This window comes from Microbacterium sp. MMO-56 (assembly GCF_037146215.1).
Lineage (GTDB): Bacteria > Actinomycetota > Actinomycetes > Actinomycetales > Microbacteriaceae > Microbacterium.
Genome location: NZ_JBBCVW010000003.1, coordinates 50204 through 74967, shown reverse-complemented (window position 1 = coordinate 74967; position 24764 = coordinate 50204). Strand labels below are relative to the sequence as shown.

The following is a 24764-nucleotide window of genomic DNA, read 5'->3' as shown; positions in this document are numbered from 1 at the left end:
TCGGCACCCTCTCCGGAGGGACCGGGTGCGCTCTTCGTGTGCCCGGGCCGGGACGTCAGGCGTTGCGTCCGGCGACCGGCCCGGGCGGGCAGGCCGCCGTTCCGCTCAGCCCTCCAGCGCGAGCTCTACCGTCGCGAAGGACACCGGGGGAAGCGTCAGCCGGAGGATCCCGTCCTCGACCGTCGCCTCGAGGGCGACCGGCGCGACGGCGTCCGGCGCCGCGGGCGTGTTGTGCGCGCTCGCATCCGGTCCGGTCAGCACGCGTGCCCGCGCCACCGTCGCGGACCGGCCGCGCAGGTCGATCTCGACGGGGAGGGGCGCGTCGGGGCCGGCATGGGTGAGGGAGATCAGCGCCGCGCCGTCCGTCGTCGAGGCCGACAGGGACAGGACGGACAGCTCGTCGTCGTCGACCGCGAGACGAGGCGCGTCGAGCACGTGCGCGGGCGCCGACAGGGCGTCGTGGTGGCCGGCGTTCATCTCGTACACGTGGTAGGTCGGCGTCAGCACGAGACCGCCGTCGTCGTCCGTCAGGATCATCGCCTGCAGGACGTTGAGCGTCTGCGCGATGTTCGCCATGCGCATGCGTGCCGCGTGCCGGTGGAACACGTCGAAGTGGAGACCCGCCACGACGGCGTCGCGCATCGTGTTCTGCTGGAACAGGAAGCCCGGGTTCGTGCCCGGCTCGACGTTCCACCACGTGCCCCATTCGTCACAGACGAGCCCGATGACGCGCTCGGGGTCGTACGAGTCCATCACCGCCTCGTGCGCGCTGACGACCTGCTCGATGCGCTGCGCGTGCGCGGCCGTCCGCAGGTACTCGTCGCGGGAGAACTCGGTCGCCGACTCCTTCTGGATGCCGGTCCCGGCGTGCGTGTAGTAGTGGAACGAGATCGCCTGGAAGGGCGAGGGCTGCGGGTCGGGCGTGTTCGACGACGTCGCGGAGGCCATGAGGGTGTGGGTCCAGCGCAGGTCGGCGTCGGAGGCGCCCGCCGCGATCCGCACCAGCCGGTTGCCGTCGTGCTCCTTGCAGAAGGTCGCGTAGCGGCGCGCGAGCGAGGTGTAGTACTCCGGCGTCATGTTGCCGCCGCAGCCCCATGCCTCGTTGCCGATCCCCCAGAAGGGCACCCGCCAAGGCTCGTCACGCCCGTTCGCCCGGCGCAGGCGCGCCATCGGGCTGTCGCCCGAGCGGGTGAGGTACTCGACCCATTCGCTCATCTCCTGGACGGTGCCGCTGCCGACGTTGCCGTTGACGTACGGGTCGGCGCCGAGCATCTCGCACAGGTCCATGAACTCGTGCGTGCCGAAGGCGTTGTCCTCGACGACATCGCCCCAGTTCGTGTTGACCATCGTGGGGCGCTCGTCCCGCGGGCCGACGCCGTCGCGCCAGTGGTACTCGTCGGCGAAGCATCCGCCCGGCCAGCGCAGGTTCGGGATGCGGATGGCCCGCAGCGCCTCGACGACGTCGAGCCGGATGCCGCGCTCGTTCGGGATCGGCGAGTCCTCCCCCACCCAGAAGCCGCCGTAGATGCACCGTCCGAGGTGCTCGGCGAAATGTCCGTAGAGGTGACGGCTGATCTGCGGGCCGGTGACGTCCAGGTCGACGGCGGCGCGGGCGGGGGTCATGAGGTCTCCGTTCTGCGGCGGCTTCGCCGCGCGTCCATCTTCCCCTAATATGTTCCTCATGACAACAAATAAGTCCGAGCTGGACGCTCTGCTTGCGAGCGACGACGATGTCCGCGCCCTGTTCGCCGGGGACTGGATCCGGTACCGGGCCTCCGAGAGCCTCCCCGAGCTGACCTGGCACGCCCAGTCGACGTGCGCGCGGATCAACCGCATCTTCTTCGACGAGCCCGACGAGGCGCAGCGTCTCTTCCGCGACCTGATCCCGGGCGCCGGCGAGGGGATCGACTTCCGTCCGCCGATCAATCTCGACTACGGCATCGGGCTGACGATCGGGGACCGGACGTTCATCAACAAGGACTTCCTCGTCGTCGGCGGCGGATACGTCACGATCGGTGCCGACTGCCTCATCGGCCCGCGGTGCAGCATCTACACCCCGAACCACGCCGAGGAGCCCGTCCGCCGCCGCGAGGGCTGGGAGCGCGCCCGCGCCGTCACGATCGGCGACAACGTCTGGCTCGGCGGGTCGGTGACGATCCTCCCCGGGGTCTCGATCGGCTCCGACAGCGTGATCGGGGCGGGATCGGTCGTGACGCGCGACATCCCCTCCGGCGTCGTCGCCGCGGGCAACCCCTGCCGCGTCATCCGGCCGCTGCACACCGACTGAGCCCGACCCGGCGACCTCATCGGCCGCGCTCGCGCCGCCATGCCGGGACGTACAGCAGCGCGCCGAGGATGCTGACCGCACCCGCCGCGACGAAAGCCGTCGACGTCGACGTCGACGCCGCCAGCGGCGTCAGAACGAGCAGCCCGACACTGTAGGCACCCCCGGCGACCATCGAGTTGATGGACAGGACGGTGGCCCGGTTCTGCGGCTCCGCCTCGCGGTGCAGCAGAGCGCTGTGCATGGGCCCCGCCGCGCCGTGCGTGACGTAGGCGAGGCCGTAGCCGGTGAGGAGTCCCACGGGACCGGCGACCACGCCCATGCCGACCACGGACAGCCCGTTCAGCACGCGGGCGAGGATCGCCGTGCGCGCTACACCGATGCGCCGGCTCACCCGTCCGGCCAGGAGCGAGCCGAGCGCGAAGAGCCCCCATGCCGCCGCCGACGCCGGCGCGAGCACCGCCGCGGCGGCGTCCTCCCCGCCCAGATCGTCGGCGAGACCCACCGGGGTCAGCGTCTCGAACGCGATCATGGCGATGCTCCAGAACACCTCCACCAGCACGAGCGCACGCAGCACGGGCGCCGTGCGCAGAAGACGCAGCCCCTGTGCCACCACCCGCGGAACGTCACGGACGACGCTGCGGGCCCCACGGCCCCAAGCGGCGAGGGTCCGTGCGCCGCGACGCTGCCCCGACGGATCTGCGCGAGCCGTGTCCTCGCGCGGCTCGCGCACGAGCACGACGACGAGCAGCGTGTGCACGACGTACACGAGCGCCGCCACGGCGAACGGCAGCGTCAGGGCCCACTCGTCGCCGAGCGGCCGCCACAGCACCAGGCCTCCGCAGACGAGCGCACCCGCGGCGATCGACGCCCCGAGCACCGTCGCGGCGCGGCTGAGACCCCGCTCGATGGGGTGTCCGGGGTCCGCGGCCAGCGCGGAATCGACGTACCAGGCCTCCAGCGGACCGGAGTCGAGCACGCGGAAGACGCCCTGGACCACGGCCGCGGCGGCGAACGCGACGAAGGTCGTCGCCACGACCAGCGTCGACGCCGCGACGACGGCCAGCACCCCCGAGACGATGAGAAGCGGACGACGCCCGCGGGTGTCCGCGAGCCCCCCGGTCGGGAGTTCCAGAGCGAGGACGACGAATCCCTGCAGGGAGAGAAGGACTCCCACCTCGGGGAGCGTCAGCCCGCGCTCGAGCGGGAGCAGCACGGTCAGTCCGAACACGAGTCCGACGGGGAACCAGCGGGTCGCGGAGAGGAGCACGAACCGGCGCCCCGCCTCCCGGCTCGTCAGCGGTGAGCTCACGAATCGAAATCGGCGTCCGCCGGGGGCGCGAGGTCGACCGGCCGGGTGAACGAGCTCAGATGGATGCGGCGCGCGGCCGGGTCGCCCTCCCCCTGCTCGCGGTATCGCTCGACGAGTGCGGCGAGGTCGGCCTGGAGCGCCCGTGCGCCCGCCGGCGTGACCTCCAGAATCGCATCCGAGAGCCCGAGAGCGTCGACCCATTCCGCGGGCCACGCGTCGGCGGCATCCAGCCATTCCTCCGCGCGCACGGCGGACTGACGCACGTAGTCGCGTTCGAGCCAGCCGAGGGCCGTCCGGGCATCCTCGTCGTCGGCGAACGTCGAGGGGGTCCACGCGTGCGAGCGACTCGTGGCGCGCCACCTGCGTTCCCGCCCCTGACCGGTGTGCGCGTCGGCGACGAGCCCGACCGAGGCGAGAGCGCGGAGGTGATAGCTCGTCGCCCCGGAGTTCGTGGACAGGAGGCCGGCGAGCTCGGTCGCCGTCGACGGGCCGTCGGTGCGCAGCCGCGTCAGCAGGCGCGAACGGAGCGGGTGCGCGAGCACCCGCACCGCACGCTCGTCCAGGTGGAGCACGTCGGGGATGTCGTCGGGAGTGTCATCGGACATGCGTCGATGATGGCATGCAGAGAATTTCTGCACAAGTTCTATGCACAATTTCTTTGCACAGAGGAGTCCGGACATCGCTCTGGTGCGGATCCGGCCCCTCAGCGCAGGGCGAGCTGCTCGTCGAGGTAGTCGGCGAGCGGGCGCGGCGACCCCGTCGCGCTCCAGCGGACGTGGGGCACGCCGCCGACGAGGGAGAGCGGCCCCGTGTCGCGTCCCGCGGTGAGGGCGGCGAGATCGAGCTCCACGGCGCCCAGATGCACCACCTCGCCGTCGGCGAATCCGCCGCGTGCCGCCGCGGCGGCACGCTCGGACCGGGCTCGCTGGGCCTCGGCGGTGTACCCCCGAGGCGCTTCGGTGCGCGCCCGCAGCACCTCGCCCGTGGCGTACACGGCCCTCTCCGCGATGAGCAGCACACCCACGTGCCAGGCCTCGCCCATCGGCACGATGCGCGGCGCGCGCCCGAACCCGAGGAGCTTCCGCGCCGCGGCCCAGTCGCCCAGCCGTTCGGCGGGCGTCCCGGCGAGACGGCGTCGCGCCGCCTCGAACAGCGCGGACGCGTCGGTCATCGCGGCCCCGGCCGCACCGTGACGTCGGAGATCACGGCATCGCGCGGCAGATCGATCGCCGCGAGCACCGCCGCGACCACCGACGCCGGATCGATCCAGCGGGAGGGGTCGTACGACGCGCCCTCCTGGGCGTGCACCTCCGCCTGCATCGGAGTGGCCGTCCGGCCGGGGTACACCGAGGTCACGCGGACGCCGTGGGGCTCCTCCTCGCGGCGCAGCGCATCGGCGAGGGCCTTCAGCCCGTGCTTCGAGGCGGCATACGCCGCCCAGTCGGGGTGCGCGGTGAGACCCGCCCCGGAGTTGACGAACACGATCTGGCCCCGCGCGGCGCGCACGGAGGGCAGGGCGACGCGCGTGAGCTCGGCGGGCGAGATCAGGTTGACGGCGAGCTGGGACTCCCACGCGTCGACGGGCAGGTCGGCGACCGGGCCGAGCCGGACGACCCCGGCGGCGTGCACGACCGTGTCGATCGTGTCGGGCATCCGGGCCTGGAGGGCGGGGGCGATCGTGGCGGGCCGGGAGAGGTCGCTCACGACGAGCACGCTCCCCGGGAAGGCGCTCGCGAGCTCGTCGGCGCGTGCCGCGCTCCGCGCGAGCAGGACCAGCCGGTCGCCGCGCGCGTGGAGCCGCTCGGCGATCAGGCGGCCGATGCCCGAACCGGCGCCCGTGATGAGGTGGGTGGTCATGCATCCATCCTCCCACCCTGCGCCCTCATCGGGCGGGGGCACGGTGCCGGTCGTCGGATCGGTGGGGCAGGTGTCACGTCCCAGGTCTCACCGGGTCACACCCTCCCCACCGGTCCGACGACCGGCCGGCCCGCACCCCTCACCGCGAGACGGGATCCCCGGGCGAGAGGAAGGCGGCCAGCTCACGAGCGGTGGGGGCGCCTTCCCAATCGCCGGGCGACATGCACAGGAGGGCCCCGCACGCGTTGGCCTGCGCGAGGCGGGCGGAGACGTCGGCACCGGCGAGGCGGGCGGCGAGGTAGCCGGCCACGAACGCGTCGCCGGCACCCACGGTGTCGACCGTGTGGACCGAGAAGCCCGGGGCGTCCGTGCGGACCCCCGAGACGACGGCATACGCACCGGCCTCCCCGCGCTTGACGACCACCTCGCGCCCCGCCAGGGCCGCCTCCGCGGCCTCACCCGGCGCGATGAGGGCGAACTCGTCCTCGCCGCCGAAGACGATGTCGGCGCCGTCCGCGAGGCGCCGCAGGACCGGCCGGGCGACATCGGCGGGAGCGAGAGCGGAGCGGTAGTTGATGTCGAACGAGATGACCGTGCCCGCGGCGCGCGCCCGGGCGCAGACCGTGTCCACAGACGCCAGCGCCGACGCGGACACGAGCGCCGTGACCCCGGTGACGTGGACGAGATCCGCCTCCTCCACCCATCCCGCGGGGACGTCGCCGGGCGCGAGGGTGGAGCCCGCCGACCCGGCGCGGTAGTACGTGACAGCCGTGGACGACGCGGTCGGGCGCTCCTTGATCATGAGCCCCGTCGACGCATCCGCGGTCCGCGCGCGCACGTCGAGACCCTCACCCCGCAGCTCCCGCAGGATGCGCCGGCCCAGCATGTCGTCGCCGACGACCCCGGCCCACGACGCGTCGACGCCGAGACGGCGCAGGCCGATCGCGACGTTGCTCTCCGCGCCGCCGATGCCGACGGCCACGTCGGGGAGGTGCTGCAGCGTGCCGATCTCGCGGGTGCGCAGCAGCGCCATCGTCTCGCCGAGGGTGACGACGCGTCCGCTCATCGCTCGACCCCCGGCGACGCGGGCGCCTGAGGCGCGCACACGGCGACGAAGGCCGCGGCCCGCTCGCGCAGCGCATCGAGGTCGCCGCCGCGGAAGGCGTCGCCCAGGAGCGGACCGCCGACGCTCACCGCGACGGCGCCGGCACGCAGCCACGCGCGTGCCCCCTCGAGGTCGACGCCGCCGGAGGGCACGACCCGGATGCCCGGGAACGGCCCGCGCAGGTCGGCGACATAGCCGGGGGTGACCTGCCCCGCGGGGAACACCTTGACCGCGGACGCGCCCGCGCGCCACGACCCGTGCAACTCGGTGGGGGTGAGCCCGCCGGGCACGATCGGCACCCCGACGGAGAGCGCCCGGGCGACCACCGCGGGATCGCTGACGGGGGTCACGAGGTAGCGCGCGCCCGCGGCGGCGGCCGCATCGACCTCGTCGACGTCCGTGACCGTGCCCACGCCGAGGTCGGCCAGGCCGTCGTAGCGCGCGACGAGCTCGGGCAGGAGCTCGATCGTCGCCGGCGTCGTGAGGGTCAGCTCGATGCTGCGGATGCCCGCCGCGACGAGGGCGTCGAGCACCGGTGCGTACGCGTCGGCGTGCGGGGCACGTGCGACGACGACCAGCCGCGACGCCTCCGTGCGCTCGGGCAGCGCGAGGCGCTCGGGTCGGGTCTGCGACTCACCAGTCATGGACGGTCCCGTCCTGCAGCCGGTTCACCGGCAGGTAGGCCTTCGTGTAGGCGAAGGCGTCGGCGGCGACGAGATCCAGCTCGACGCCGAGGCCCGGAGCGTCGCCCGGATGCAGGAACCCGCGGTCGAACGTGAACGACGTGCGGAACACCTCCAGGGTCGTGTCGTTGTGCGGCATGTACTCCTGGATGCCGAAGTTGTGGATCGCGAGGTCGAGGTGCAGCGCCGCGGCCATACCCACGGGCGAGACGTCGGTGGGGCCGTGGATGCCGGACTTCACCCCGTAGATCGCGGCGAAGTCCAGCAGCTTCTTCATCGCCGTGATGCCCCCGGTGTGCGTCACCGCCGAGCGCACGTAGTCGATGAGACGCTCCGTGATGAGGGTCTGGTAGTCGTACACGCTGTTGAACACCTCGCCGATCGCGAGCGGGGTCGTCGAGTGCTGCCGCACGAGGCGCAGCGCCGTCTGATCCTCCCCGGGCGTGCAGTCCTCGAGCCAGAACAGGTCGTACGGCTCGACGTCCTTGGCGAATCTGGCCGCCTCGATCGGGGTCATCCTGTGGTGACCGTCGTGCAGGATGCGCACGCCGGTGCCGAAGTCCTCGCGCAGGCGCGAGAACACCCCGGGCATGTGCGAGAGGTAGGCACGCGTGTCCCAGATCTCCTCGGTCGGACGCGTCGCCGCGGAGCCGTCCGCCGCGCGGCGGGCGGGCTCGTAGTCGTACCGCACCCCGGGCGCGCTGCTGGAGACCCCGTAGATCTGGCCGAGCCCGGGCACGCCGGTCTGCACCCGGACGGCGGTGTAGCCCGCCTCGACGTAGCCCGCGACGGCGTCCCGGAGCGCGGCGTAGTCACTGCCGGAGGCGTGGCCGTACACCCGCACGGCGTCGCGGCTCGCGCCGCCGAGAAGCTGGTACAGCGGCATCCCGGCCTTCTTGGCCTTAATGTCCCACAGCGCCATGTCCACGGCGGCGATCGCGGCCATGGTGACCGGGCCGCGACGCCAGTACGGTCCGCGGTAGAGGTATTGCCAGGTGTCCTCGATGCGGTCCTCGTCGCGCCCCACGAGCATGCTCGCGACGTGGTCGGTGAGGTAGGACGCGACGGAGAGCTCGCGCCCGTTGAGGGTCGCGTCCCCCCACCCGACGATGCCGTCGGAGGTGACGATGCGCAGGGTGACGAAGTTGCGTCCGGGGCTGGTGACGTGGACGTCGACGATCTCGATGGTCATGTCACATCGCCGATCGCGGGTCGGTGAGGTCGCGACCGGTCCACTCCGGCGCGATCACGGCGGCCACGAGCGCGCTCGCGGTGAACAGGGCGAGCAGCACGATCACCGGGATGACGCTGCCGGTCGCGGCGGCGACCCACGCCGCGGCGACGACCGGGCCGATGCCCGTCGCGATGATCGCGGCGATCTCGCGGACGACGGCGGTGAGGGTGTACCGGTTGCGCGCGCCGAAGATCTCGGGGATCGAGATGTTCTCCATCGAGGCGAGGGAGAGGACGCCGACGTTGTGGATGACCACGTAGCCGACGAAGATCGACGCGATGTCCTTGGAGTTGATCAGCAGCATCATGGGCACGACGAGCACGAGCGCGAGCGCCGACATGACGATGTACATCCGCCGGCGTCCGAAGCGGTCGCCCAGCCAGCCGACGAGCGGGATCGTCAGGAAGCCGACGAGCGACGAGACGATGACCACCTCGGGCCCCACGCCCTTCTGCACGGCGAGGGTGACGGTGATGAACGAGATGAGGTAGGTCTGGATGAGTCCGGAGTTGCCGGCCTGGCCGAAGCGCAGCAGGAAGGCGACGAGGATCGCCTTGACGGGCCTGCGCTGCAGCGCCTCGAGCGTGCGGATGTCCCCGGTCTCGGTGGCGAGCTGCTCGACCTCGCTGCGGGTCATGGCGCGGCCGTCGACGACGTCGGTGCGCTCCTCGAACACGGGGCTCTCCTTGAGGCGCAGGCGCACCCACACGGCAAAGACCATCACGACGGCGCTGGCGATGAACGGGATGCGCCAGCCCCACTCGATGACATCCTCCTCGAGCATGACCGCGAGCAGGATCGCCCAGATCGCCGAGGCGAACAGCGTGCCGCAGTTCGTGCCGAGGGCCACGAGGGAGGCGATGATGCCGCGTCGGTTCGTGGGAGCGTACTCGGCGAGCATGACGCCCGCTCCGGAGATCTCGGCGCCCGCGCCGAAGCCCTGGGCCAGCCGCAGCGCGACCAGGAGGATCGGCGCGATCATCCCGACCTGACCGTACGTCGGCAGGAACCCGATGAGCGTCGTGGCGAGTCCCATCAGGAGGATCGTGTAGAAGAGCACCTTGCGGCGGCCGATCCGGTCGCCCATGCGGCCGAAGTACACCGCTCCGAGGGGCCGGGCGACGTAGCCGACGCCGTAGGTCGCCATGGCGAGCACGACGGCCATGCCCGCGTCGCCGCCGGCGAAGAAGACTTGGCTGAACACCAGGGCGGCGGCCAGCGAGTACAGCTGGAAGTCCATGAACTCCAGCGCGGTGCCGAGCCAGCCCGAGACGGCGGCGCGGACCAGGTCCTTCACACTGCGCTCGGCGACCGGGGGCGCCCCGGTGCCGGATGCGAGCGAATCAGTCATTCGTTACTCCTTCGTACGGATGTGGGGTTGTTCGGTGGTGGGCGCCGGAGCGCGTCAGAGTGCGAGCAGGACCTTCGCGGACGCCGACGAGTCGCGTGCGAGGGCGAACGCCGCGGCCGCGTCCGACGCGGCAACCTCGTGGGAGATGACGGCGTCCAGGTCGTCCGAAGCGGCGAGCATCGCGATCGCGTCGTCGATCTCGTCCGAGAAGCGGAACGCGCCGCGGATGGTGATCTCCTTCGTGGGCAGCGGCGCCAGGTTCACGGGCGACTCGCGGTTCGCCAGCATTCCGACCTGCACGACCTCGCCGCCGCGGGCGACCGAGCGCACCGTCTGCGCGAAGGAGACGGTGACCCCGGAGCACTCGAAGACGACGTCGAACGCGTCGGCGGGGATCTCGTCGCGGCCGGCGATGAAGGCGTCGACGGCGCCGAGCCCGCGGGCGCGCTCGATCGGCTCGGCACGCAGATCGCTCACCGAGACACTCGCCGCGCCGGCGCGCACCGCCGCGGCCACGACGAGCAGCCCGATCGGACCGGCGCCGATGACCAGCACCCGCCCGCCGGCCACGCGCTCGGCGAGGCCGACGGCGTGGAGGGCGACGGCGAGGGGCTCGGCGAGCGCCGCCCGGCGCAGCGGCAGGCCGGCGGGAAGCACGCGGATCATCGATGCGTCGACGATCAGGTACTCGGCGGCGGCACCCTGCCGGTGCGGGAGGGACGCGGCGCTGCCGAGGTAGTCGCCGCCGGGCCGGAGGTGCGGGCGGTCCTCGAGCCCGCGGACGGAGGGCCCGTAGCGTGCCGGGTGCACGGTGACGGCCGTGCCGGGGGCGAGGATGCCGGACGGGTCGAGGTCGACCGTGGCCGACAGCTCGTGGCCGGGGGTGAGGGGCTCGCGCACCGTGTACTCCCCGTTCGCGCCGTGGAAGTAGTAGTGCAGGTCGGAGCCGCAGATGCCGACGTAGCCGACGCGCAGCCGCACCTCGCCCTCGGCGGGCTCGGGCAGATCGCGATCCTCCCAGCGGATGTCTTCGGGACCGTGGATGGCGAGGGTCTTCATGCGTCGCTCCTGTCGATGGTTCCCGCGAGGGGAGAGGCACCCCGTGACGCCGCGAGCGCGTCGGCGGCGGCGGCGCGCACGCCCGAGCGGGCAGCGATGCCGACGAGCTCCCCCACCCTCCCGGCGAAGGCGTCGTGCTCGGCGAGCTCGGCCGGGAACAGGCCCGCCCGGAGGACGGCGCGTGCGTGCTCCTCGGGCGAGCGCGCACCGCGCGCTGCCTCGGCCATCCGGTCGCGCGCCGGCTCGTCCATCTCGGCACAGACCGGGCCGGCGTCGACACCGGGGACCGCCGACGTGGCGCAGATCCAGGCGGCGAGCAGGAGTGCCAGCTGGTGGGGCATCCGCCCGGCCGCGAGGAGCTGGAGCGCGGGCTCCGGCACGCGCTGGACGAGCTTGGTCGACCCGCTCGACCCGACCCGCGCGACCTTGTCGCCGAGCGCCGAGTTGGCCCAGCGGCGGGTGAGGTCGGCGACGTACTCGTCACCGTCGAAGTCGTCCGGCAGATGCAGCGTGGGCAGGTAGTCGTCGCGGATGAGGGAGAGCACCGCGTCGCGGATGAAGGGGCGCTGCCAGGCCGAGGGGATGCTCTGACGCCCGTCGAGACCGCCGAGATACGCGATGAGGGAGTGCGAGCCGTTCAGCAGGCGCAGCTTGACCGTCTCGTAGCGGTCGACCTGATCGCTCATGATCGCTCCCGCGGCGTCCCACGCGGGCCGCCCCGCGGCGAAGCGGTCCTCCATCACCCACATCGAGAACGGCTCCGCGGGCACCGGGACGTCGTCGCGCCGGCCCAGCGCCGCGCTGACCCGGCGGCGCAGGGCGGGCGTCGTGGCGGGGACGATGCGATCCACCATCGAGTTCGGGAACGTCACCGCCGCGTCGAGGAAGGCGAGGGTCTCGCCGCCTTCGCCCCCGGGCAGGGCGGCGAGGAACTCGCGGACGAGCCGCTCGGTGAGCGCCCCGTTCGAGGCGAGGTTGTCGCAGCTGAGGATCGTGACCGGGTCGCCCGTGCGGGCGCGGCACTGGAGTCCGCGCGCGAGCCGGCCGATGACCGTGCGCGGCAGGCCCCCGGCGAGGTCCAGGGCGATGTCGCCGGAGGTGTCGAGAGCACCGGTGGCGGGGTCGAAGGTGTAGCCCGCCTCGGTCACGGTGAGCGTGACCACGCGCACGGCCGGGTCCGCCACCGCGGCCACGAGGCGCGCGGGGTCCGCACCGGCGACGAACGCGTCGGTGTGGACGGCCGGCACGCTGAGCTCCATGCCCTCGGGCGAGAGCTGCGCGACCGTGTAGAGGAGGTCCTGCGCGCGCATCGCGTCGACGACGCGCGACGAGCCGGACGCCACACCGGCGATGCCCCAGTCGCCGCCGACGAGCTCCCGGGCGCGTGCGGTGTAGACCGCCTGGTGCGCACGGTGGAAGCTGCCCAGGCCGAGGTGGACGATCTCGGTCCGCGCGGGCCGTCGGTCGGTGTCCCGCGGTGTCGTGCGACTCTGCATGATCTGAAGTCTGCAATAGTTGTACAAGTCTTGTCAAGACTTGCATCCAGGTTGTCCCACCCCGCGCCGTCGCGGACAATGAGAGGGCGACGACGGAGAGGGGACCCGGTGCAGGTGACACTGACGGATGTGGCCAAGCGCGCGGGGGTCTCGCTCGCCACCGCCTCCCGTGCGTTCGGCGAGCCCGATCGGCTCGCCCCCGGCACGCTCGCGCGCGTGCGCGACGCCGCGGGCGAGCTCGGCTACCGCGGCGCCGCAGCGCCGGCGTCCGGCGGCCTCACGTTCGGGATCATCGTGCCCGACATCGCCAACCCCGTGTACGCCACCCTCGTCAAGGCGGCGCAGGGGCGCTCGTGGCACGGTCGGAACCGGCCGGTGATCTACGACACCGGAGAGGACCCGCGCCAGGAGGCGGAGCAGATCGAGAGCGCCCGCGACATCGACGGGATGATCCTGTTCTCTCCGCGCCTGCCGGACGAGGAGATCGTCGCCCGCGTCGGCACCGCCCCCGCCGTGATCGTCAACCGCAGCATCGAGGAGCTGCCCTGCATCCTGATGGACACCTCGGCCGGCATCGCCCAGGCGGTCGAGCACCTCGCCGCCCTCGGCCACTCCCGCATCGCCTTCGCCAGCGGCCCCGCACAGTCCTGGGCCAATCGCACCCGCATCGCCCAGCTCGAGGCGGCGTGCGCCGCGCACGGTCTCGACCTGTCGGTGCAGAGCCCCCATTCCGCGAACATCCAGGGCGGACGCGCCGCGGCCGCGACGATCGTGGCCAGCGGCGCCACGGCGGTGATCGCCTACAACGACCTCGTCGCCCTCGGCCTCCAGGCGGGGCTCAGCGACCTGGGTCGGCGCTGCCCGGACGACCTGAGCGTCGTCGGCATCGACGACATCGAGATGGCCGGCGTCGTCCACCCGGGTCTCACCACGGTCCGCACGCCCTTCGAGCGCACCGGCAGACTCGCCGTCGAGCTTCTCACCGATGCGATCCGCGGGCAGCGCACGACCGAGACGATCGCCCTCGCCTCACAGCTCATCGTGCGCGGCACCACCGCCCCGCCGGCCTGACCGACCCCGCACCGGGACGGGTCAGATCCCGCCGTCGACCGAGCGGAACACCTCGCCGGGCTCGTCGGGCACCATGACCGGCGTCTCGCGGTTGAGCGAGCGCCCCTGGAAGAAGGGCTTCGAGCGCGGGAAGACGTACCAGACGAACATCAGCACGACACCCACCAGTAGCGCGCCGATCCCGACGACGAAGGTGCCGCCGATCCCGAGGAGCACGGTGTTGCCGTAGTCCACGTCGTACATGTCGATCGCCGACTGGACGAAGGCGAAGGTCAGCATGAGCGCGCCCAGCAGCGGCAGGATGCCCTTGAACCAGAGGTCCCGCGCCGACCGCCCCAGGTCGCGTCGGTAGTACCAGACGCAGGCGTACCCGGTGATGGCGTAGTAGAACGCGATCGCGAGCCCCAGCGAGAGGATCGAGTCCTGCAGGATGTTGTCGCTGATCAGCGTCATGCCGACGTAGTAGCAGATCGCCACGGTGCCGCCGACGATCGTGGAGAACGAGGGCGTCTTGTAGACCGGGTGGACGATCTTGAACCGCGCGGGCAGGGCGCGGTACACGCCCATCGCCAGGGTGCCGCGGGCCGTGGGCAGGATGGTCGTCTGCGTGGACGACACGGCCGAGATGAGGACGGCGACCACGAGCAGCCAGCCCCAGGGCCCGAGCAGCCCGTCCTTGATGGCCAGGAAGAAGTCGTCGGCGTTGGCCGCGTTGCCCAGGCCCACGCCGTCCTCGCCGAGCCCGGCGTACATCATGGCCGAGATCGTCACGGCGACGTAGGTGAACAGCAGGATGACCGTGGTCAGCAGCGCCGCGCGTCCGGGGATGCGCTTCGGGTCCTTCGTCTCCTCGTTGAGGGCGAGGCAGGTGTCCCATCCCCAGTAGATGAACAGCGCCAGGAGCACGGCTTCGGTGAATCCGTGGAAGTCGGTGAAGGCGAAGGGGTTCAGCCAGTTCCAGTCGAACGGTGTCGGGTTCGGGGCGGTGCCCGCGAAGAACTGCCAGAGGGCGGCGACCACGAAGATCGCCAGCGCGAGGTACTGGACGGCGAGCAGGACGTTCTGGATGCGTTCGCCGATCTCGACGCCGCGCCAGCTCACCCACGTCATCGCGGCGATGAACAGCACCGCGACCAGCACGATCCGCCAGTCGTTGTTCTCCAGGGAGAGACCGAACAGGTCCCAGAAGTAGACCGAGGCGATCTGGGCGAGGTTCGCGAGCACGACCATCCCGGCGACCGCGACCCCCCACCCGCCCATCCAGCCGACCCAGGGTCCGAACGCCTTCGTCCCCCACGTGAACGTCGTGCCGCAGTCGGGGATCTCGTTGTTCAGCTCGCGGTAGGCGAAGGCGATGAACAGCATCGGCACGAACGCGATGACGAACGCGATGGGCGCCTGGCCGCCGACGGCGAGCACCACGAAGCCGAGGGTCGCCACGAGCGAGTAGACCGGCGCGGTGGAGGCGAGACCGATCACGGTCGATCCCCACAGCCCGAGCGTTCCCGCGGCGAGCCCCTTCCCCTCCCCGCGATCGAGGTGGATCGGTGTCGTCTTTCCGAAGTCGCTCATCGCTCTGCTCCGCTCATGCGTGCCGGTGCGTCACCGGTGACGCGGTGAGGGAAGACTAGACCCGGCGCATGCGCGGGCGCGGTCGCCGCACGGGCGATTCTCGGGCGCGCCGGTCGCCGCCGCGTACAGCCCGCGACGAGCTCACCCCCCGGCGACGCCGCCGAACAGCGAGCCGACGAGGAACGTCGCCCCCAGGGCGAGCGCACCGCCGACGACGGTGCGGAGGATGGCCCGCCCGCGGCGGGCGCCGCCGATCCAGGCGGCGACGTATCCGGTCACGGCGAGGGCCACCAGCACGGCGGCGAAGGTCCACACGAGGCGCATCGGGTGGGGCAGCAGCAGGATCGTGGCCATCGGCAGCAGCGCGCCCGTCGTGAACGCGACCGCCGACGCGAGCGCCGCGCTCCAGGGGCTCACGACGTCGTCCTGGTCGATGTGCAGCTCGGCCGCCAGGTGCGCGCGCAGCGCGTCGCGGTCGGTGAGCTCGCGCGCGACCTGGGCGGCCGTCTGCTCGGTGAGCCCCTGCTCGCGGTACAGCCCGACCAGCTCGGCGAACTCGGCCTCGGGATCGGCGGCGAGCTCGCCCCGCTCCTTCTCGATGAGCGCGCGCTCGGTGTCACGCTGGCTCGACACCGACACGTACTCGCCGAGGGCCATCGAGATCGCGCCGCCGACGAGGGCGGCGGAACCCGCGAGGAGGACCGGCAGGACGGCCGAGGTCGCCCCCGCGACGCCGACCACGACGGCGGCCGTGGAGACGATGCCGTCGTTGGCTCCCAGCACCCCGGCGCGCAGCCAGTTCAGCCGCTGGGAGATCCCCGCGGAGTGCGGTTCGTCGGGGTGTCCGGATGCCTGTGTCGCGCTCACGGCTCCACGCTAGGCGCTCGCCCGGCCCCGCACCGCATGCGGTCAGCCGAGGGGATGGACGTGGACGGGAGAGGAGAGGCTCGTGCCGTTCACGTCGAGGTAGAGCTGACCCTCGGTGACCGAGACGGTGACGGTGTTGCGGCGATCGAGCAGAGCGGCCGCCGACTCGACGAAGCCGGGGTCGAAGGAGCGCAGCGCGATCCGCTCGACCTCGTGGATCTTCTTGCCGGCGTACTGCGGCAGCACGCGCGCGGGGTCGCGATGCGTGTAGATCGCGACGCGCCCGGCGAGCCTGCTGCCGTGGTGCAGCCGTTCGGCGTCGGGCGATCCGACCTCGATCCACGCGGTCATCCGGCCCGTCGCGTCGCGCACCGAGACGGCGGGCTCGTTCGTGGCGGAGATGCCCTCGCTGAACCCGATGCCCTCGGTGTACTCGAGGCAGTACGCCAGCAGTCGGGTCACGAGGAACTCGGCGGTCTCGGACGGATGCCGCCCCAGCCGCAGCGTCAGGTCCTCGTAGACGCCGCGGTCGACGTCCGCGAGCTGCACGTCGAAGGTGTGCATCACCACGCCGATCGCCATGGTCCGAGCCTAGACCGCTGTGGGCGTCGCGAATTCCTCCACTCGGAGGGTTTCGTGCGGCTAGGCTCTGGGCATGAGCCCGGCCGCAGAGGACGTCCCCGCCGCGGGCGCCGCCGCGCGGCCGCGCGGCAGCTATGCCAAGGGGATCGCCCGCCGCCAGGAGATCCTCGACCGGGCGATCGAGGTGTTCGCCCAGCGCGGCGGCAGCCGCACGAGCCTGCGGGCGATCGCGCAGGAGGTGGGGGTCACCCACGCGGCGCTCACGCACTACTTCGGCTCCCTCGACGAGCTGCTGGTCGCCGTGTACGACGAGTCCCAGCGGCGCGCGGACGCGGAGAGCGAGCCCGGTCGGCCGGACGCCGCCGACATCAGCCCGGCCGAGACGATGCGCGCCTCCGCCGCCCGCAACCGCGAGATCCCGGGACTCGTGCAGCTGTACTCCTCGCTCGTCGCGGCGGCGCTCGACGGCACCCGGCCCGCGGCGCACGGGTTCATCACGGCGCGGTTCGCGCGCCTGCGCGCCGAGCTGACCGACCAGGTCCGCGCACTGCAGTCCGCGGGCGCGCTCCGGGCGGACGTGGACGCGGGCCTCGTCGCCGCGCTCGTCATCGCCGCCTCGGACGGCCTGCAGACCCAGTGGCTGCTGGACGCGACCGTCGACCACGAGGCGGCGCTGAGGATGCTCGACGACCTCCTCGCCGCCCCGGCCTGACCGCCGACCGCCGCCGCCCGGGCGCCGGACCCGCTCAGAGGAAGCGGACGACCTGCTGCAGCCGCGTGCGGACGTCGAACAGCTCGTTGCCGCCGATGTCCCGCGCCCCCGTGAGCCCGCGGCGCAGCACCGTCGACAGCGCCGAACGCGCGACGACGGCCACCGGGAGGCCCCGCACCTTGCCGATCTCGTCGATCGCGGGCACGACGTCGTCGTCCGGCAGCACGACGATCGCCCCGCTGAACCGGACCCGCGCGGCGCGGGCGACAGCGCGCGCCCCCGCGACGAGGTCCGCGATCGGCGACCCGACCACGCCCTCGCCGATGAGCTCGCCCCGCCGCAGTCGCACCGGACCGCCCACGTCCTCGCTGAGCACGGCGTACAGCCCGCTCGGCCCGAGGACGATGTGATCCAGCTTCAGCGAGGCGTCGCGCGGATCGGCGGCGACGTCGTGCCACACCGTGTATCCCATGCCCAGGTCCCCCACGATGCGGGCGGTCGCCTCCTCGGCGAGCGCGTCGGCGAGGAGGCGGCGCAGCTCGCGGGGCGCGGTGCGCACGAGCGCGGGGTCGTACGGGTCGGGCAGCTCCGCGCCGCGTCCCACCCACTCCCGCATCAGCGTGAGGTAGCGCTCGCGGCGCCATCCGCCGGGCTGACCGAAGGATCGCGCCCGGGGCCGCGTGTCGGCGGGCCGCGACCGCGGGCGCCATCCGTCCGCCTCGAAGCCGTCCGACGCGTCCGAGGCTCCGGAGGACGAGCCGGCGGCGAAGCCGTGCCCGCGGTCGTACGCGGCACGCGCCTCCGGGGTGCCCACGAGCTCCCACGCGCGCTGGACGCGGACGAACCGGGCGGCATCGCCGCCGGTGTCCGGGTGGGTCTCGCGCAGCCGCAGCCGGTACGCCCGACGGAGGTCGTCGTCGGTGGCATCCGGCGCGATCTGCAGGACCTCGTACGCCGAGGCCGACAGGGGGCTGTCGAACACGCTCGCCCTCAGCGCTTCTCGTTGCGCCGGGCGTAGCCTGCGGCGCTGCGGCTGGAGAGGGCGAGGAGGACGAGGATGTCCACGGCGAGCGAGGGCAGCGTCGTGGTGAGCGTGATCTCCTGATCCTGCGCCCACCAGCTCGCGAACGCCGTGGAGATCGAGATCACCGTCACCGACATCACGACCACGCGCGCGAGGTTGCTGCCGCGCAGGATGAGGATCCCGCACACGAGCTCGACGAGGACCACGACCCCCAGCAGCACGAGGACGGCCGTGAGGGAGGCGTTGATCACATCCGGCGTGGCGACGACGTCGTCGATGTCGAGGTCGAGCGACCCGGCGTAGGTCGTCCAGTGCACCGACAGATCGATGATCGACAGGATGCCCACGACCGCTCCGAGGAAGACCAGGAGGGCACCCGCGACGGTCGCCGCCGGGCGCGGCATCCCCGGGTCGTACGGCGTGGGTCCGAGGATGCGCCCCACGGGCTCGTAGGCGGGTCGCTGGTCGGGGTGGCGCCCGGCACCCGGGGTCGCGCCCGCACCGCCGCTCATGCCGGCACCACCTTCCGGACGTCGACGATCGGCAGGTCGCCGTCGGTGCGGATGCTGTCGCCGCCCCCGTTGCGGGCGTGGTACCCGGTGGAGAAGTCGCGGATGACCTCCACCTCGACCCCCGGCAGGCTCCCCCTCACGGATCCGACGATGTGGTCCCGCTCGATGTCGGTGTCGGCGTCGATCCGGTGGGTGACCTGCAGGGTGAACAGCGAGAGCCCGACGGCGGTGTCGAAGGTGCCCGCGGCGAGCCAGTCGACGCGGCGTCCGCCGGGGAGGAGCCACCCGTCCGGGCATCGCCAGAACCGAACGTGATGACGTTTCTCGGGGCTGCCGTCGACCTCCTGCTGATAGGCGAAGTCCTGCTGGTGCCCGAAGAGGAACAGCGGGCTGACCGGAGCCTCGTCGTAGCTGCGGCGGCCGAGGGTCGAGGTCACGATCCGCCACGACGAGCGGAGGGTGACGGGATCCGCGCGCACCCAGTGCGCCGCCTCGAGAGTGGCGTGCAGCTGATCGGCGTCGCCCATGAACGCGAGGTTGATCGGATCGCCGAGCAGTCCGTCGCTCGTCCGGGCGCGCCCGATGAAGTAGTCGGGCACGTAGATCGCGGTGAGGATGCGGTGCAGGCGCGGCAGGACGAGGTAGGCCAGCAGCAGCCAGAACACGACGCCCGCCGCGATGCCCCACCATCCGATGAGGAACGTCTCCGTGAAGCTCAGGTAGGCCAGCCAGATCGCCGCGAGCCCGGCGAACACGAAGAAGAACTGGTCGATCGCGGTGCCGATGGACCAGCGGCGACGGGGAGGGGAGGGCGCGGCGCTCACCCGTCCGCTCCCGGGGACCACAGCGGCGTCGCCGGCGTCCAGGCGAGCGCCCGCTCCCCCAGGTCCGGCGCGACCTCGTCCAGACGCGCCGGCTGCCAGCGCGGATCGCGATCCTTGTCGACGAGCTGGGCGCGGATGCCTTCGACCAGATCGGGCTGGGTCGCGGCGAACCACAGGACGAGCCCGTACTCCTGCGCGAGCGCCGCCCGCAGGTCGGGCAGGGCACGGGCGGCGCGCACCGCCGCGAGGGTGACCGTCAGCGCCGTGGGCGACACGCTCTTGAGGGTGTCCGCGGCGGCCGCCGCCTCCGGCTCGGGCCGCGCGCGCAGGCGGGCGACGATCTCGGGAACGGTCTCGGCGGCGAAGGCGTCGTCGATCCAGCCGCGCGCGGCCGCGAGGGGCGAGGCGCCCGGGGTCTCGTCGAACAGCAGGACGATCTCGGCGGGGGTCGCCGGGTCGGCCCGCGACAGCAGCGCGTCGCGGAGGTCGTCGATCCGCTCGCTCGGCACGAGCGCGTCGGCGAAGCCGGCGTGGAGGGCGTCGGCGGCATCCATCGACGCACCGGTGAGCGCGAGGTACTCGCCGAGCCGGCCCGGGGCGCGGGCGAGCAGCCATGAGCCGCCGACATCGGGGGTGAGACCGATCCGCGTCTCGGGCATCGCGAGCCGCGAGCGCTCGGTGACCACCCGGACGGAGGCGTGACCGGCGAGCCCGATGCCGCCCCCCATCGTGACACCGTCCGCCACCGCGACGATGGGCTTGGGATACTCGGCGATGCGCGCGTTCAGCGCGTACTCGGCGCGGAAGAAGACGGAGACGTCGTCGGCGGCGCCGGCCACGATCTGCTCGCGGAGTCCGCGGACATCGCCCCCCGCACAGAACCCGCGCTCGCCCGCGCCGTCGAGCAGGACGAGCTCGATGTCGGGATCCCGCTCCCAGCGGTCCAGCGCCGCGTGCAGCAGCTCGATCATGCCGAGATCGAGCGCGTTGATCGCCCGCGGCCGGTTCAGGGTCAGGTGCCCGACGCCGCGCTCGGCGCGAGCGAGGACGGTGGGGGCGGCGTCGGCAGTGCTCACGCGGGCAACGTTACCGCGCGGTTCGCCGCACCTCCGCGCGGCATTCGCGCGGAGGCGGACGCGTCGGCCAGGATGGGACCACGCCACCGTTGAGGAGACGCGCCATGCCCGAAGGCCACGTTCTGGAGTTCGCCGATGTGACGAAGAGGTTCGGGCCGGTCGCCGCCGTCGACGGACTCACCGCCCGGGTGGAGCCGGGAACGGTGACCGGGTTCCTCGGTCCGAACGGCGCCGGCAAGACCACGAGCCTGCGGATCCTGCTGGGGCTCATCCGGGCATCCTCCGGGACCGCGACCATCGGCGGGCGGAGGTACGCCGAGCTGACCCATCCGCTGCAGACGGTCGGGGCCGCCCTCGAGGCGTCGAGCTTCCACCCCGGGCGCACGGCGGCGAACCACCTCCGGGTCTACGCGCGGGCGGCGGGCCTCCCGCTCGCCCGCGTCGACGAGGTCCTGGGACTCGTGGGCCTCGCCGACGTCGCCGGCCGCAAGGTCGGCGGGTTCTCGCTCGGCATGCGGCAGCGCCTCGGCCTCGCTTACACCCTGCTGGGCGACCCGGGGGTGCTGGTGCTGGACGAGCCGGCGAACGGCCTCGACCCGGAGGGCATCAAGTGGCTGCGCGGGTTCCTGCGCCGCCTCGCGGACGAGGGCCGAACCGTCCTCGTCTCCTCGCACATGCTCGCCGAGGTGCAGCAGACGGTCTCGTCCCTGCTCGTCATCTCGTCCGGGCGACTGGTCTACCAGGGCGATCTGGCGGGGCTGACCCGCGCCGAGGACTACGCGACGGTCATCGACGCGCCGGACCGGGATGCCCTGACGCGGGCGCTCGACGCCGCCGGCCTGTCCTACGAGCTCATGCGCAGCGGATTCACGGTGCGCATCGACGACCCGGCACGCCTGGGGGCGATTGCGGCCGAGGCGGGCGTGGCCCTGTCCGTCCTGCAGCGGCGCGGCCCTGCTCTGGAGGAGGTCTTCCTCGACCTCATCAACGGCACGCGCGTCGACGCGTCGGCGACGGGCGCCGCGGCGGAGCGACACGAGCAGTCCCGCACGGAAGGAGCGCAGCGATGAGCCTCGCGAACGCCACGCGGTCGGAGCTGACCAAGCAGTTCACCACGTCGATGTGGTGGATCCTCGGGATCGTCCTGTTCGTCTACGTCGGCCTCACGGCGGGCGGTCTCGCCGGCACCTTCGGTGCGCTGGCGAGCGGCGCGCTCCCGTCCGGGATGTCCAACACCCCCGCCCTGCCCGCGGAGACCCTCCCGCCGATCATCTACAGCATCGCCACAGCGGTGGGCTACGTCTTCCCCCTGCTCATCGGCACGATCCTCGTCACGGGCGAGTTCCGCCACAAGACGCTGACCCCCACCTTCCTCGCGACGCCGCGGCGGGGCGTCGCCCTCACCGGCAAGGTCGTCGCCGGTGCCGTCATGGGCGTCCTCTACGGGGCGCTCGCGATCGTCGCCGCCGTCGGCCTGGGCGCCGCGCTGCTCGCCGTGTTCGGCGTCGACACCCAGCTGGGCCGCGGCGACACCTGGGCGATGATCGGCCGGATGGCGATCGCGTTCGTGCTGTGGGTGCTCGTCGGGATCGGCGTCGGCACGCTCGTGCGGAACCAGATCGCCGCCGTGGTGGGGGTGATCGCCTTCACGCAGTTCCTCGAACCGATCCTCCGCACGGTCGGCGCGTTCGTCGACGGCGTCTCGGGCATCACCCGCCTCCTGCCCGGCTCCGCCTCCGACGCCCTCGTCGGCGCGAGCATCTACACCGGCATGGGCGCCCAGAGCGGCGACGCCCTCCCCTGGTGGGCCGGCGGGCTGCTGCTGCTCGGTTACGCCGTCGTGTTCCTGGTCGTCGGCTGGCTCGTCAGCTGGCGCCGCGACGTGAGCTGACGCCCTCCCTTCCCCTCGCCCGGGCCTCCCCGGGCTCCGCGAGCTCGCGGGGTGAGCCGGAGGCGGGGTCAGGCGGGGGCGGGTGCGCGCGTGCCGCGCGGGCGCGCGGGTGCGGGGACGGGCTCGCCCACCTCGACCGGAGCGTCCTCGCCCTCCAAGCGGAGAGCCTGGACGAGGGCGAGGCCGTGCCGGGTGGTGAGGACGAGGCGCGCGAACTCCTCGTCGTCGGCGAGATCGATCACGACCGCCGGCCGGCGGCGGCGCACGATGACGAAGTCGTCGGCTCCGGCGGATCGCCACGCGCCCATCGCGATCGTCCCGCGGATGAGCGTGCCGGGGCTGGCCACCCCGCGCAGCCACGTCCAGGCGTCGTCGGTCAGCTGCACCTTGAGGATGTGCTCACGCCGCACCCGGACCGGGTCGGACCGGCGCGACAGAGTCCGCTCGAAGGGGGAGAGCACGACCTCCAACTGCGTCGAGTCGAGCAGCAGAGTCACCATGGGACAAGTCTGCCAGCGTCCGTATGAGCGAATGCTCACAGACCGACAACGATCGGGCTCGCGTGCGCCGACGCGACCCGATCGTCCGATCAGACGGCGAACTCGTCGGTCGCGTGCGGCAGCGGGAACTTCTGCACCGCGGCGATCAGTCCCTCGACGGTCTGCTCCCGGGCGACGGCGTTGACGCCCAGCCCCGCCCGGCGGGCGTCCTTGGCCGTCCGCGGCCCGATGGCGGCGATGATGGTCGACCCCGGGATCTCGGGGAACTGCTGCCGTACCTGCTCGGCGACCGATCCGCTCGTGACGAGGATCGCGTTGATCCGGCCGCTGCGGACGTCGTGGGCGATCCGCTCGGTCACCGGAACCCCGACGGTGCGGTAGGCGACCACGCTGCGGACGTCGTGACCGGCCTCGGTCAGGCGGCGGGTCAGCACGGGCTTGGCGATCTCGCTGCGCAGGGTGAGGATGCGCCGCGGCACGCGATCGCTCTCGAGCTCGATCATCTGCGCGGCCATGCCGGCGGCGGAGTTGTCCTCGTCGGGGACGAGGTCGACGCGGTAGCCGACGGCGGTGAGCGCCGCGGCGGTCGTCTCGCCGACGGCGGCGACGCGCGTCTGCGCGGGGATCTGCGCCCGGTAGGCGTAGAGCACGTCCACGGTCGTCGCACTCGTCAGGGTCACCCAGTCGAAGACACCGGCCGCGAGGTCGGCGAGCGCCGCCTCCAGCGTCTCCTGATCGGTCGACGGGGCGAAGTTGATGAGGGGTGCGATCACCGGGACGGCGCCCTGCGAGCGCAGCGTCGCGGCGACCGAGTCTCCCCAGGGACCTCCGCGCGGCACGAGCACGCGCCACCCCTTGAGGGGCTTCGCGCTCGCGGCGGGCCGGTCGTCTGGGTTCATGCTCGACTCTCGTGGTGCTTCGACGGACGCACGGAATCGCGCCTCCGAACCCTCACGGACCCGCGATGTGCTGTGCGGATCGGGTGTGCAGGTCGGCAGCATTCGCCCCATCGCCGCTGCCTGCAGTCGAGCATACCCCCGGCCCACGTCCGCGGGGACGGAGGGTGCGCCCGCGCACGGTCAGCGTGTATAGAGACGGACGATGCCCCACACGACGGTGCCCACGGCGACGGCCGCGCCGACGACCGCCGCCGTCGCGCCGGAGGGATTGCGGCGAGCGAAGGCACGGGCCGAGCCGAGGGCGTCGTCCGTGGCTCGCGTCAGCCGCTTGGGGACGTTGGTCTTCTCCTCGATCGCCGACAGCGCCGCCTTCAGCTCGGCGCGGGCGCGCTCCACCGGATCGGTGATGCCGAGGGCCACGGCGGTGCGGGGAACGGGGGTCTCAATACTCATCGGCCACGTCCTTCACGATGCGGGCGTCCACGGTGATCGCTTTCGCCGGGTTCTCGCTCTTGGTCAGCTTCTTGAAGCGCTGCAGTCCCAGGAACGCCGCGACCAGGATGACCACGAGGAAGACGCCGAGGACGATGAGGGACGCCACCCACGCGGGGATCCACGAGGACAGACCGATGATGGCGAACGCGCCGATGGCGGGGATCAGCCAGAACAGGAAGAAGAGCGCGACGAGGAACCACACGCCGCCCAGGCCCGCCTGCTTGCCCGCGCTCTTGACCCAGCTCTTGGCCGAATCGATCTCCGCCACGATGAGGTTGCGCACGAGCTCGGGAACCTCGCCGAGCAGGGTGAACAGACTGTCGTCGGCGCGGTCACGGAATCCGCGGGGCGTCGTCAT

Annotated in this window: 27 protein-coding genes; 5 read left to right on the top strand and 22 right to left on the bottom strand. The window is 72.6% G+C overall.

Annotated features, from left to right (window positions below):
• Positions 1–105 precede the first annotated feature (105 nt).
• The gene (locus WFI00_RS03640) at positions 106–1623 is read right to left on the bottom strand and encodes an alpha-N-arabinofuranosidase (protein WP_336630626.1); all 1518 of its coding nucleotides are present in this window, start codon (positions 1621–1623) and stop codon (positions 106–108) included.
• Positions 1624–1681: 58 nt separating this feature from the next.
• Between WFI00_RS03640 and WFI00_RS03635 the strand changes: the two genes are divergently transcribed.
• On the top strand, positions 1682–2287 hold the full coding sequence (locus WFI00_RS03635) for a sugar O-acetyltransferase (RefSeq protein WP_336630625.1): 606 nt from the start codon (positions 1682–1684) through the stop codon (positions 2285–2287).
• 16 nt (positions 2288–2303) lie between these two features.
• Here the strand turns inward: WFI00_RS03635 and WFI00_RS03630 are convergent, their stop codons facing one another.
• From WFI00_RS03630 to WFI00_RS03585, 10 genes are all read right to left on the bottom strand, one after another.
• Positions 2304–3596 carry an MFS transporter gene (locus tag WFI00_RS03630; RefSeq protein WP_336630624.1) on the bottom strand — a complete coding sequence of 431 codons (1293 nt, stop codon included), beginning with the start codon at positions 3594–3596 and terminating at the stop codon, positions 2304–2306.
• Positions 3593–4201 carry a transcriptional regulator gene (locus WFI00_RS03625; protein ID WP_336630623.1) on the bottom strand — a complete coding sequence of 203 codons (609 nt, stop codon included), beginning with the start codon at positions 4199–4201 and terminating at the stop codon, positions 3593–3595. The genes WFI00_RS03630 and WFI00_RS03625 overlap by 4 nt, the downstream gene beginning before the upstream one ends.
• A 98-nt stretch (positions 4202–4299) precedes the next feature.
• Positions 4300–4767: a glutaminase gene (locus WFI00_RS03620; RefSeq protein WP_336630622.1), complete on the bottom strand. Its 468-nt coding sequence runs from the start codon at positions 4765–4767 to the stop codon at positions 4300–4302.
• Positions 4764–5453, bottom strand: a complete 690-nt coding sequence (locus tag WFI00_RS03615) for an SDR family oxidoreductase (protein WP_336630621.1) — start codon at positions 5451–5453, stop codon at positions 4764–4766. Before WFI00_RS03615 ends, WFI00_RS03620 begins: the two co-directional genes overlap by 4 nt.
• A 139-nt stretch (positions 5454–5592) precedes the next feature.
• Positions 5593–6519: a sugar kinase gene (locus WFI00_RS03610; RefSeq protein WP_336630620.1), complete on the bottom strand. Its 927-nt coding sequence runs from the start codon at positions 6517–6519 to the stop codon at positions 5593–5595.
• Complete coding sequence (locus tag WFI00_RS03605; RefSeq protein ID WP_336630619.1) at positions 6516–7202, bottom strand: bifunctional 4-hydroxy-2-oxoglutarate aldolase/2-dehydro-3-deoxy-phosphogluconate aldolase; 687 nt, start codon at positions 7200–7202, stop codon at positions 6516–6518. Before WFI00_RS03605 ends, WFI00_RS03610 begins: the two co-directional genes overlap by 4 nt.
• A complete protein-coding gene (manD, locus tag WFI00_RS03600) occupies positions 7192–8433 on the bottom strand; it encodes a D-mannonate dehydratase ManD (protein WP_336630618.1) in 1242 nt (413 codons plus the stop codon). The genes WFI00_RS03605 and manD overlap by 11 nt, the downstream gene beginning before the upstream one ends.
• Position 8434: 1 nt before the next feature.
• Complete coding sequence (locus tag WFI00_RS03595) at positions 8435–9826, bottom strand: MFS transporter (protein WP_336630617.1); 1392 nt, start codon at positions 9824–9826, stop codon at positions 8435–8437.
• A 54-nt stretch (positions 9827–9880) separates the two neighbouring features.
• Positions 9881–10885: a zinc-binding dehydrogenase gene (locus WFI00_RS03590; RefSeq protein WP_336630616.1), complete on the bottom strand. Its 1005-nt coding sequence runs from the start codon at positions 10883–10885 to the stop codon at positions 9881–9883.
• On the bottom strand, positions 10882–12381 hold the full coding sequence (locus tag WFI00_RS03585; RefSeq protein ID WP_336630615.1) for a mannitol dehydrogenase family protein: 1500 nt from the start codon (positions 12379–12381) through the stop codon (positions 10882–10884). Before WFI00_RS03585 ends, WFI00_RS03590 begins: the two co-directional genes overlap by 4 nt.
• A 108-nt stretch (positions 12382–12489) precedes the next feature.
• Here WFI00_RS03585 and WFI00_RS03580 point away from each other — a divergent pair, with 108 nt between their 5' ends.
• Complete coding sequence (locus tag WFI00_RS03580; RefSeq protein WP_336630614.1) at positions 12490–13452, top strand: LacI family DNA-binding transcriptional regulator; 963 nt, start codon at positions 12490–12492, stop codon at positions 13450–13452.
• A gap of 21 nt (positions 13453–13473) precedes the next feature.
• On the opposite strand, the gene WFI00_RS03575 is transcribed toward WFI00_RS03580, so the two are convergent.
• The 3 genes from WFI00_RS03575 to WFI00_RS03565 form a co-directional block, all read right to left on the bottom strand.
• Complete coding sequence (locus tag WFI00_RS03575) at positions 13474–15024, bottom strand: APC family permease (protein ID WP_336630613.1); 1551 nt, start codon at positions 15022–15024, stop codon at positions 13474–13476.
• A 141-nt stretch (positions 15025–15165) separates the two neighbouring features.
• Positions 15166–15891 carry a VIT1/CCC1 transporter family protein gene (locus WFI00_RS03570; RefSeq protein WP_336630612.1) on the bottom strand — a complete coding sequence of 242 codons (726 nt, stop codon included), beginning with the start codon at positions 15889–15891 and terminating at the stop codon, positions 15166–15168.
• A 42-nt stretch (positions 15892–15933) separates the two neighbouring features.
• Positions 15934–16473, bottom strand: coding sequence for a YaeQ family protein (locus WFI00_RS03565; RefSeq protein WP_336630611.1), 540 nt, complete (start codon positions 16471–16473; stop codon positions 15934–15936).
• A 73-nt stretch (positions 16474–16546) separates the two neighbouring features.
• Between WFI00_RS03565 and WFI00_RS03560 the strand changes: the two genes are divergently transcribed.
• A complete protein-coding gene (locus WFI00_RS03560) occupies positions 16547–17185 on the top strand; it encodes a TetR/AcrR family transcriptional regulator (RefSeq protein WP_336630610.1) in 639 nt (212 codons plus the stop codon).
• 34 nt (positions 17186–17219) lie between these two features.
• Here WFI00_RS03560 and WFI00_RS03555 read toward each other — a convergent pair whose 3' ends face one another.
• The 4 genes from WFI00_RS03555 to WFI00_RS03540 are packed head-to-tail and all read right to left on the bottom strand — an operon-like array spanning position 17220 to position 20621.
• Positions 17220–18167, bottom strand: coding sequence for a DnaJ domain-containing protein (locus tag WFI00_RS03555; RefSeq protein WP_336630609.1), 948 nt, complete (start codon positions 18165–18167; stop codon positions 17220–17222).
• 8 nt (positions 18168–18175) lie between these two features.
• A complete protein-coding gene (locus WFI00_RS03550) occupies positions 18176–18721 on the bottom strand; it encodes a hypothetical protein (protein WP_336630608.1) in 546 nt (181 codons plus the stop codon).
• A complete protein-coding gene (locus WFI00_RS03545; protein WP_336630607.1) occupies positions 18718–19545 on the bottom strand; it encodes an LssY C-terminal domain-containing protein in 828 nt (275 codons plus the stop codon). The genes WFI00_RS03550 and WFI00_RS03545 overlap by 4 nt, the downstream gene beginning before the upstream one ends.
• Positions 19542–20621, bottom strand: coding sequence for an enoyl-CoA hydratase/isomerase family protein (locus WFI00_RS03540; protein WP_336630606.1), 1080 nt, complete (start codon positions 20619–20621; stop codon positions 19542–19544). Before WFI00_RS03540 ends, WFI00_RS03545 begins: the two co-directional genes overlap by 4 nt.
• Positions 20622–20725: 104 nt before the next feature.
• Here WFI00_RS03540 and WFI00_RS03535 point away from each other — a divergent pair, with 104 nt between their 5' ends.
• Both WFI00_RS03535 and WFI00_RS03530 read left to right on the top strand, forming a co-directional pair.
• The gene (locus tag WFI00_RS03535) at positions 20726–21691 is read left to right on the top strand and encodes an ATP-binding cassette domain-containing protein (RefSeq protein ID WP_336630605.1); all 966 of its coding nucleotides are present in this window, start codon (positions 20726–20728) and stop codon (positions 21689–21691) included.
• Positions 21688–22512: an ABC transporter permease subunit gene (locus WFI00_RS03530; RefSeq protein WP_336630604.1), complete on the top strand. Its 825-nt coding sequence runs from the start codon at positions 21688–21690 to the stop codon at positions 22510–22512. The genes WFI00_RS03535 and WFI00_RS03530 overlap by 4 nt, the downstream gene beginning before the upstream one ends.
• A gap of 68 nt (positions 22513–22580) precedes the next feature.
• On the opposite strand, the gene WFI00_RS03525 is transcribed toward WFI00_RS03530, so the two are convergent.
• From WFI00_RS03525 to WFI00_RS03510, 4 genes are all read right to left on the bottom strand, one after another.
• Complete coding sequence (locus WFI00_RS03525) at positions 22581–23012, bottom strand: hypothetical protein (RefSeq protein ID WP_336630603.1); 432 nt, start codon at positions 23010–23012, stop codon at positions 22581–22583.
• 89 nt (positions 23013–23101) lie between these two features.
• Positions 23102–23911, bottom strand: coding sequence for a uroporphyrinogen-III synthase (locus WFI00_RS03520; RefSeq protein ID WP_336630602.1), 810 nt, complete (start codon positions 23909–23911; stop codon positions 23102–23104).
• 180 nt (positions 23912–24091) lie between these two features.
• Positions 24092–24364, bottom strand: a complete 273-nt coding sequence (locus WFI00_RS03515) for a hypothetical protein (protein WP_336630601.1) — start codon at positions 24362–24364, stop codon at positions 24092–24094.
• Positions 24354–24764, bottom strand: a complete 411-nt coding sequence (locus WFI00_RS03510) for a phage holin family protein (RefSeq protein WP_336630600.1) — start codon at positions 24762–24764, stop codon at positions 24354–24356. The genes WFI00_RS03515 and WFI00_RS03510 overlap by 11 nt, the downstream gene beginning before the upstream one ends.

Coding starts and splice junctions, on each gene's coding strand:
- WFI00_RS03585 (WP_336630615.1), bottom strand. CDS start 12,381: ATGCAGAGTCGCACGACACCGCGGGACACCGACCGACGGCCCGCGCGG.
- WFI00_RS03610 (WP_336630620.1), bottom strand. CDS start 6,519: ATGAGCGGACGCGTCGTCACCCTCGGCGAGACGATGGCGCTGCTGCGC.
- WFI00_RS03590 (WP_336630616.1), bottom strand. CDS start 10,885: ATGAAGACCCTCGCCATCCACGGTCCCGAAGACATCCGCTGGGAGGAT.
- WFI00_RS03550 (WP_336630608.1), bottom strand. CDS start 18,721: ATGAGCGGCGGTGCGGGCGCGACCCCGGGTGCCGGGCGCCACCCCGAC.
- WFI00_RS03625 (WP_336630623.1), bottom strand. CDS start 4,201: ATGTCCGATGACACTCCCGACGACATCCCCGACGTGCTCCACCTGGAC.
- WFI00_RS03575 (WP_336630613.1), bottom strand. CDS start 15,024: ATGAGCGACTTCGGAAAGACGACACCGATCCACCTCGATCGCGGGGAG.
- WFI00_RS03620 (WP_336630622.1), bottom strand. CDS start 4,767: ATGACCGACGCGTCCGCGCTGTTCGAGGCGGCGCGACGCCGTCTCGCC.
- WFI00_RS03525 (WP_336630603.1), bottom strand. CDS start 23,012: ATGGTGACTCTGCTGCTCGACTCGACGCAGTTGGAGGTCGTGCTCTCC.
- WFI00_RS03560 (WP_336630610.1), top strand. CDS start 16,547: ATGAGCCCGGCCGCAGAGGACGTCCCCGCCGCGGGCGCCGCCGCGCGG.
- WFI00_RS03595 (WP_336630617.1), bottom strand. CDS start 9,826: ATGACTGATTCGCTCGCATCCGGCACCGGGGCGCCCCCGGTCGCCGAG.
- WFI00_RS03535 (WP_336630605.1), top strand. CDS start 20,726: ATGCCCGAAGGCCACGTTCTGGAGTTCGCCGATGTGACGAAGAGGTTC.
- WFI00_RS03530 (WP_336630604.1), top strand. CDS start 21,688: ATGAGCCTCGCGAACGCCACGCGGTCGGAGCTGACCAAGCAGTTCACC.
- WFI00_RS03510 (WP_336630600.1), bottom strand. CDS start 24,764: ATGACGACGCCCCGCGGATTCCGTGACCGCGCCGACGACAGTCTGTTC.
- WFI00_RS03520 (WP_336630602.1), bottom strand. CDS start 23,911: ATGAACCCAGACGACCGGCCCGCCGCGAGCGCGAAGCCCCTCAAGGGG.
- manD (WP_336630618.1), bottom strand. CDS start 8,433: ATGACCATCGAGATCGTCGACGTCCACGTCACCAGCCCCGGACGCAAC.
- WFI00_RS03615 (WP_336630621.1), bottom strand. CDS start 5,453: ATGACCACCCACCTCATCACGGGCGCCGGTTCGGGCATCGGCCGCCTG.
- WFI00_RS03635 (WP_336630625.1), top strand. CDS start 1,682: ATGACAACAAATAAGTCCGAGCTGGACGCTCTGCTTGCGAGCGACGAC.
- WFI00_RS03605 (WP_336630619.1), bottom strand. CDS start 7,202: ATGACTGGTGAGTCGCAGACCCGACCCGAGCGCCTCGCGCTGCCCGAG.
- WFI00_RS03565 (WP_336630611.1), bottom strand. CDS start 16,473: ATGGCGATCGGCGTGGTGATGCACACCTTCGACGTGCAGCTCGCGGAC.
- WFI00_RS03640 (WP_336630626.1), bottom strand. CDS start 1,623: ATGACCCCCGCCCGCGCCGCCGTCGACCTGGACGTCACCGGCCCGCAG.
- WFI00_RS03515 (WP_336630601.1), bottom strand. CDS start 24,364: ATGAGTATTGAGACCCCCGTTCCCCGCACCGCCGTGGCCCTCGGCATC.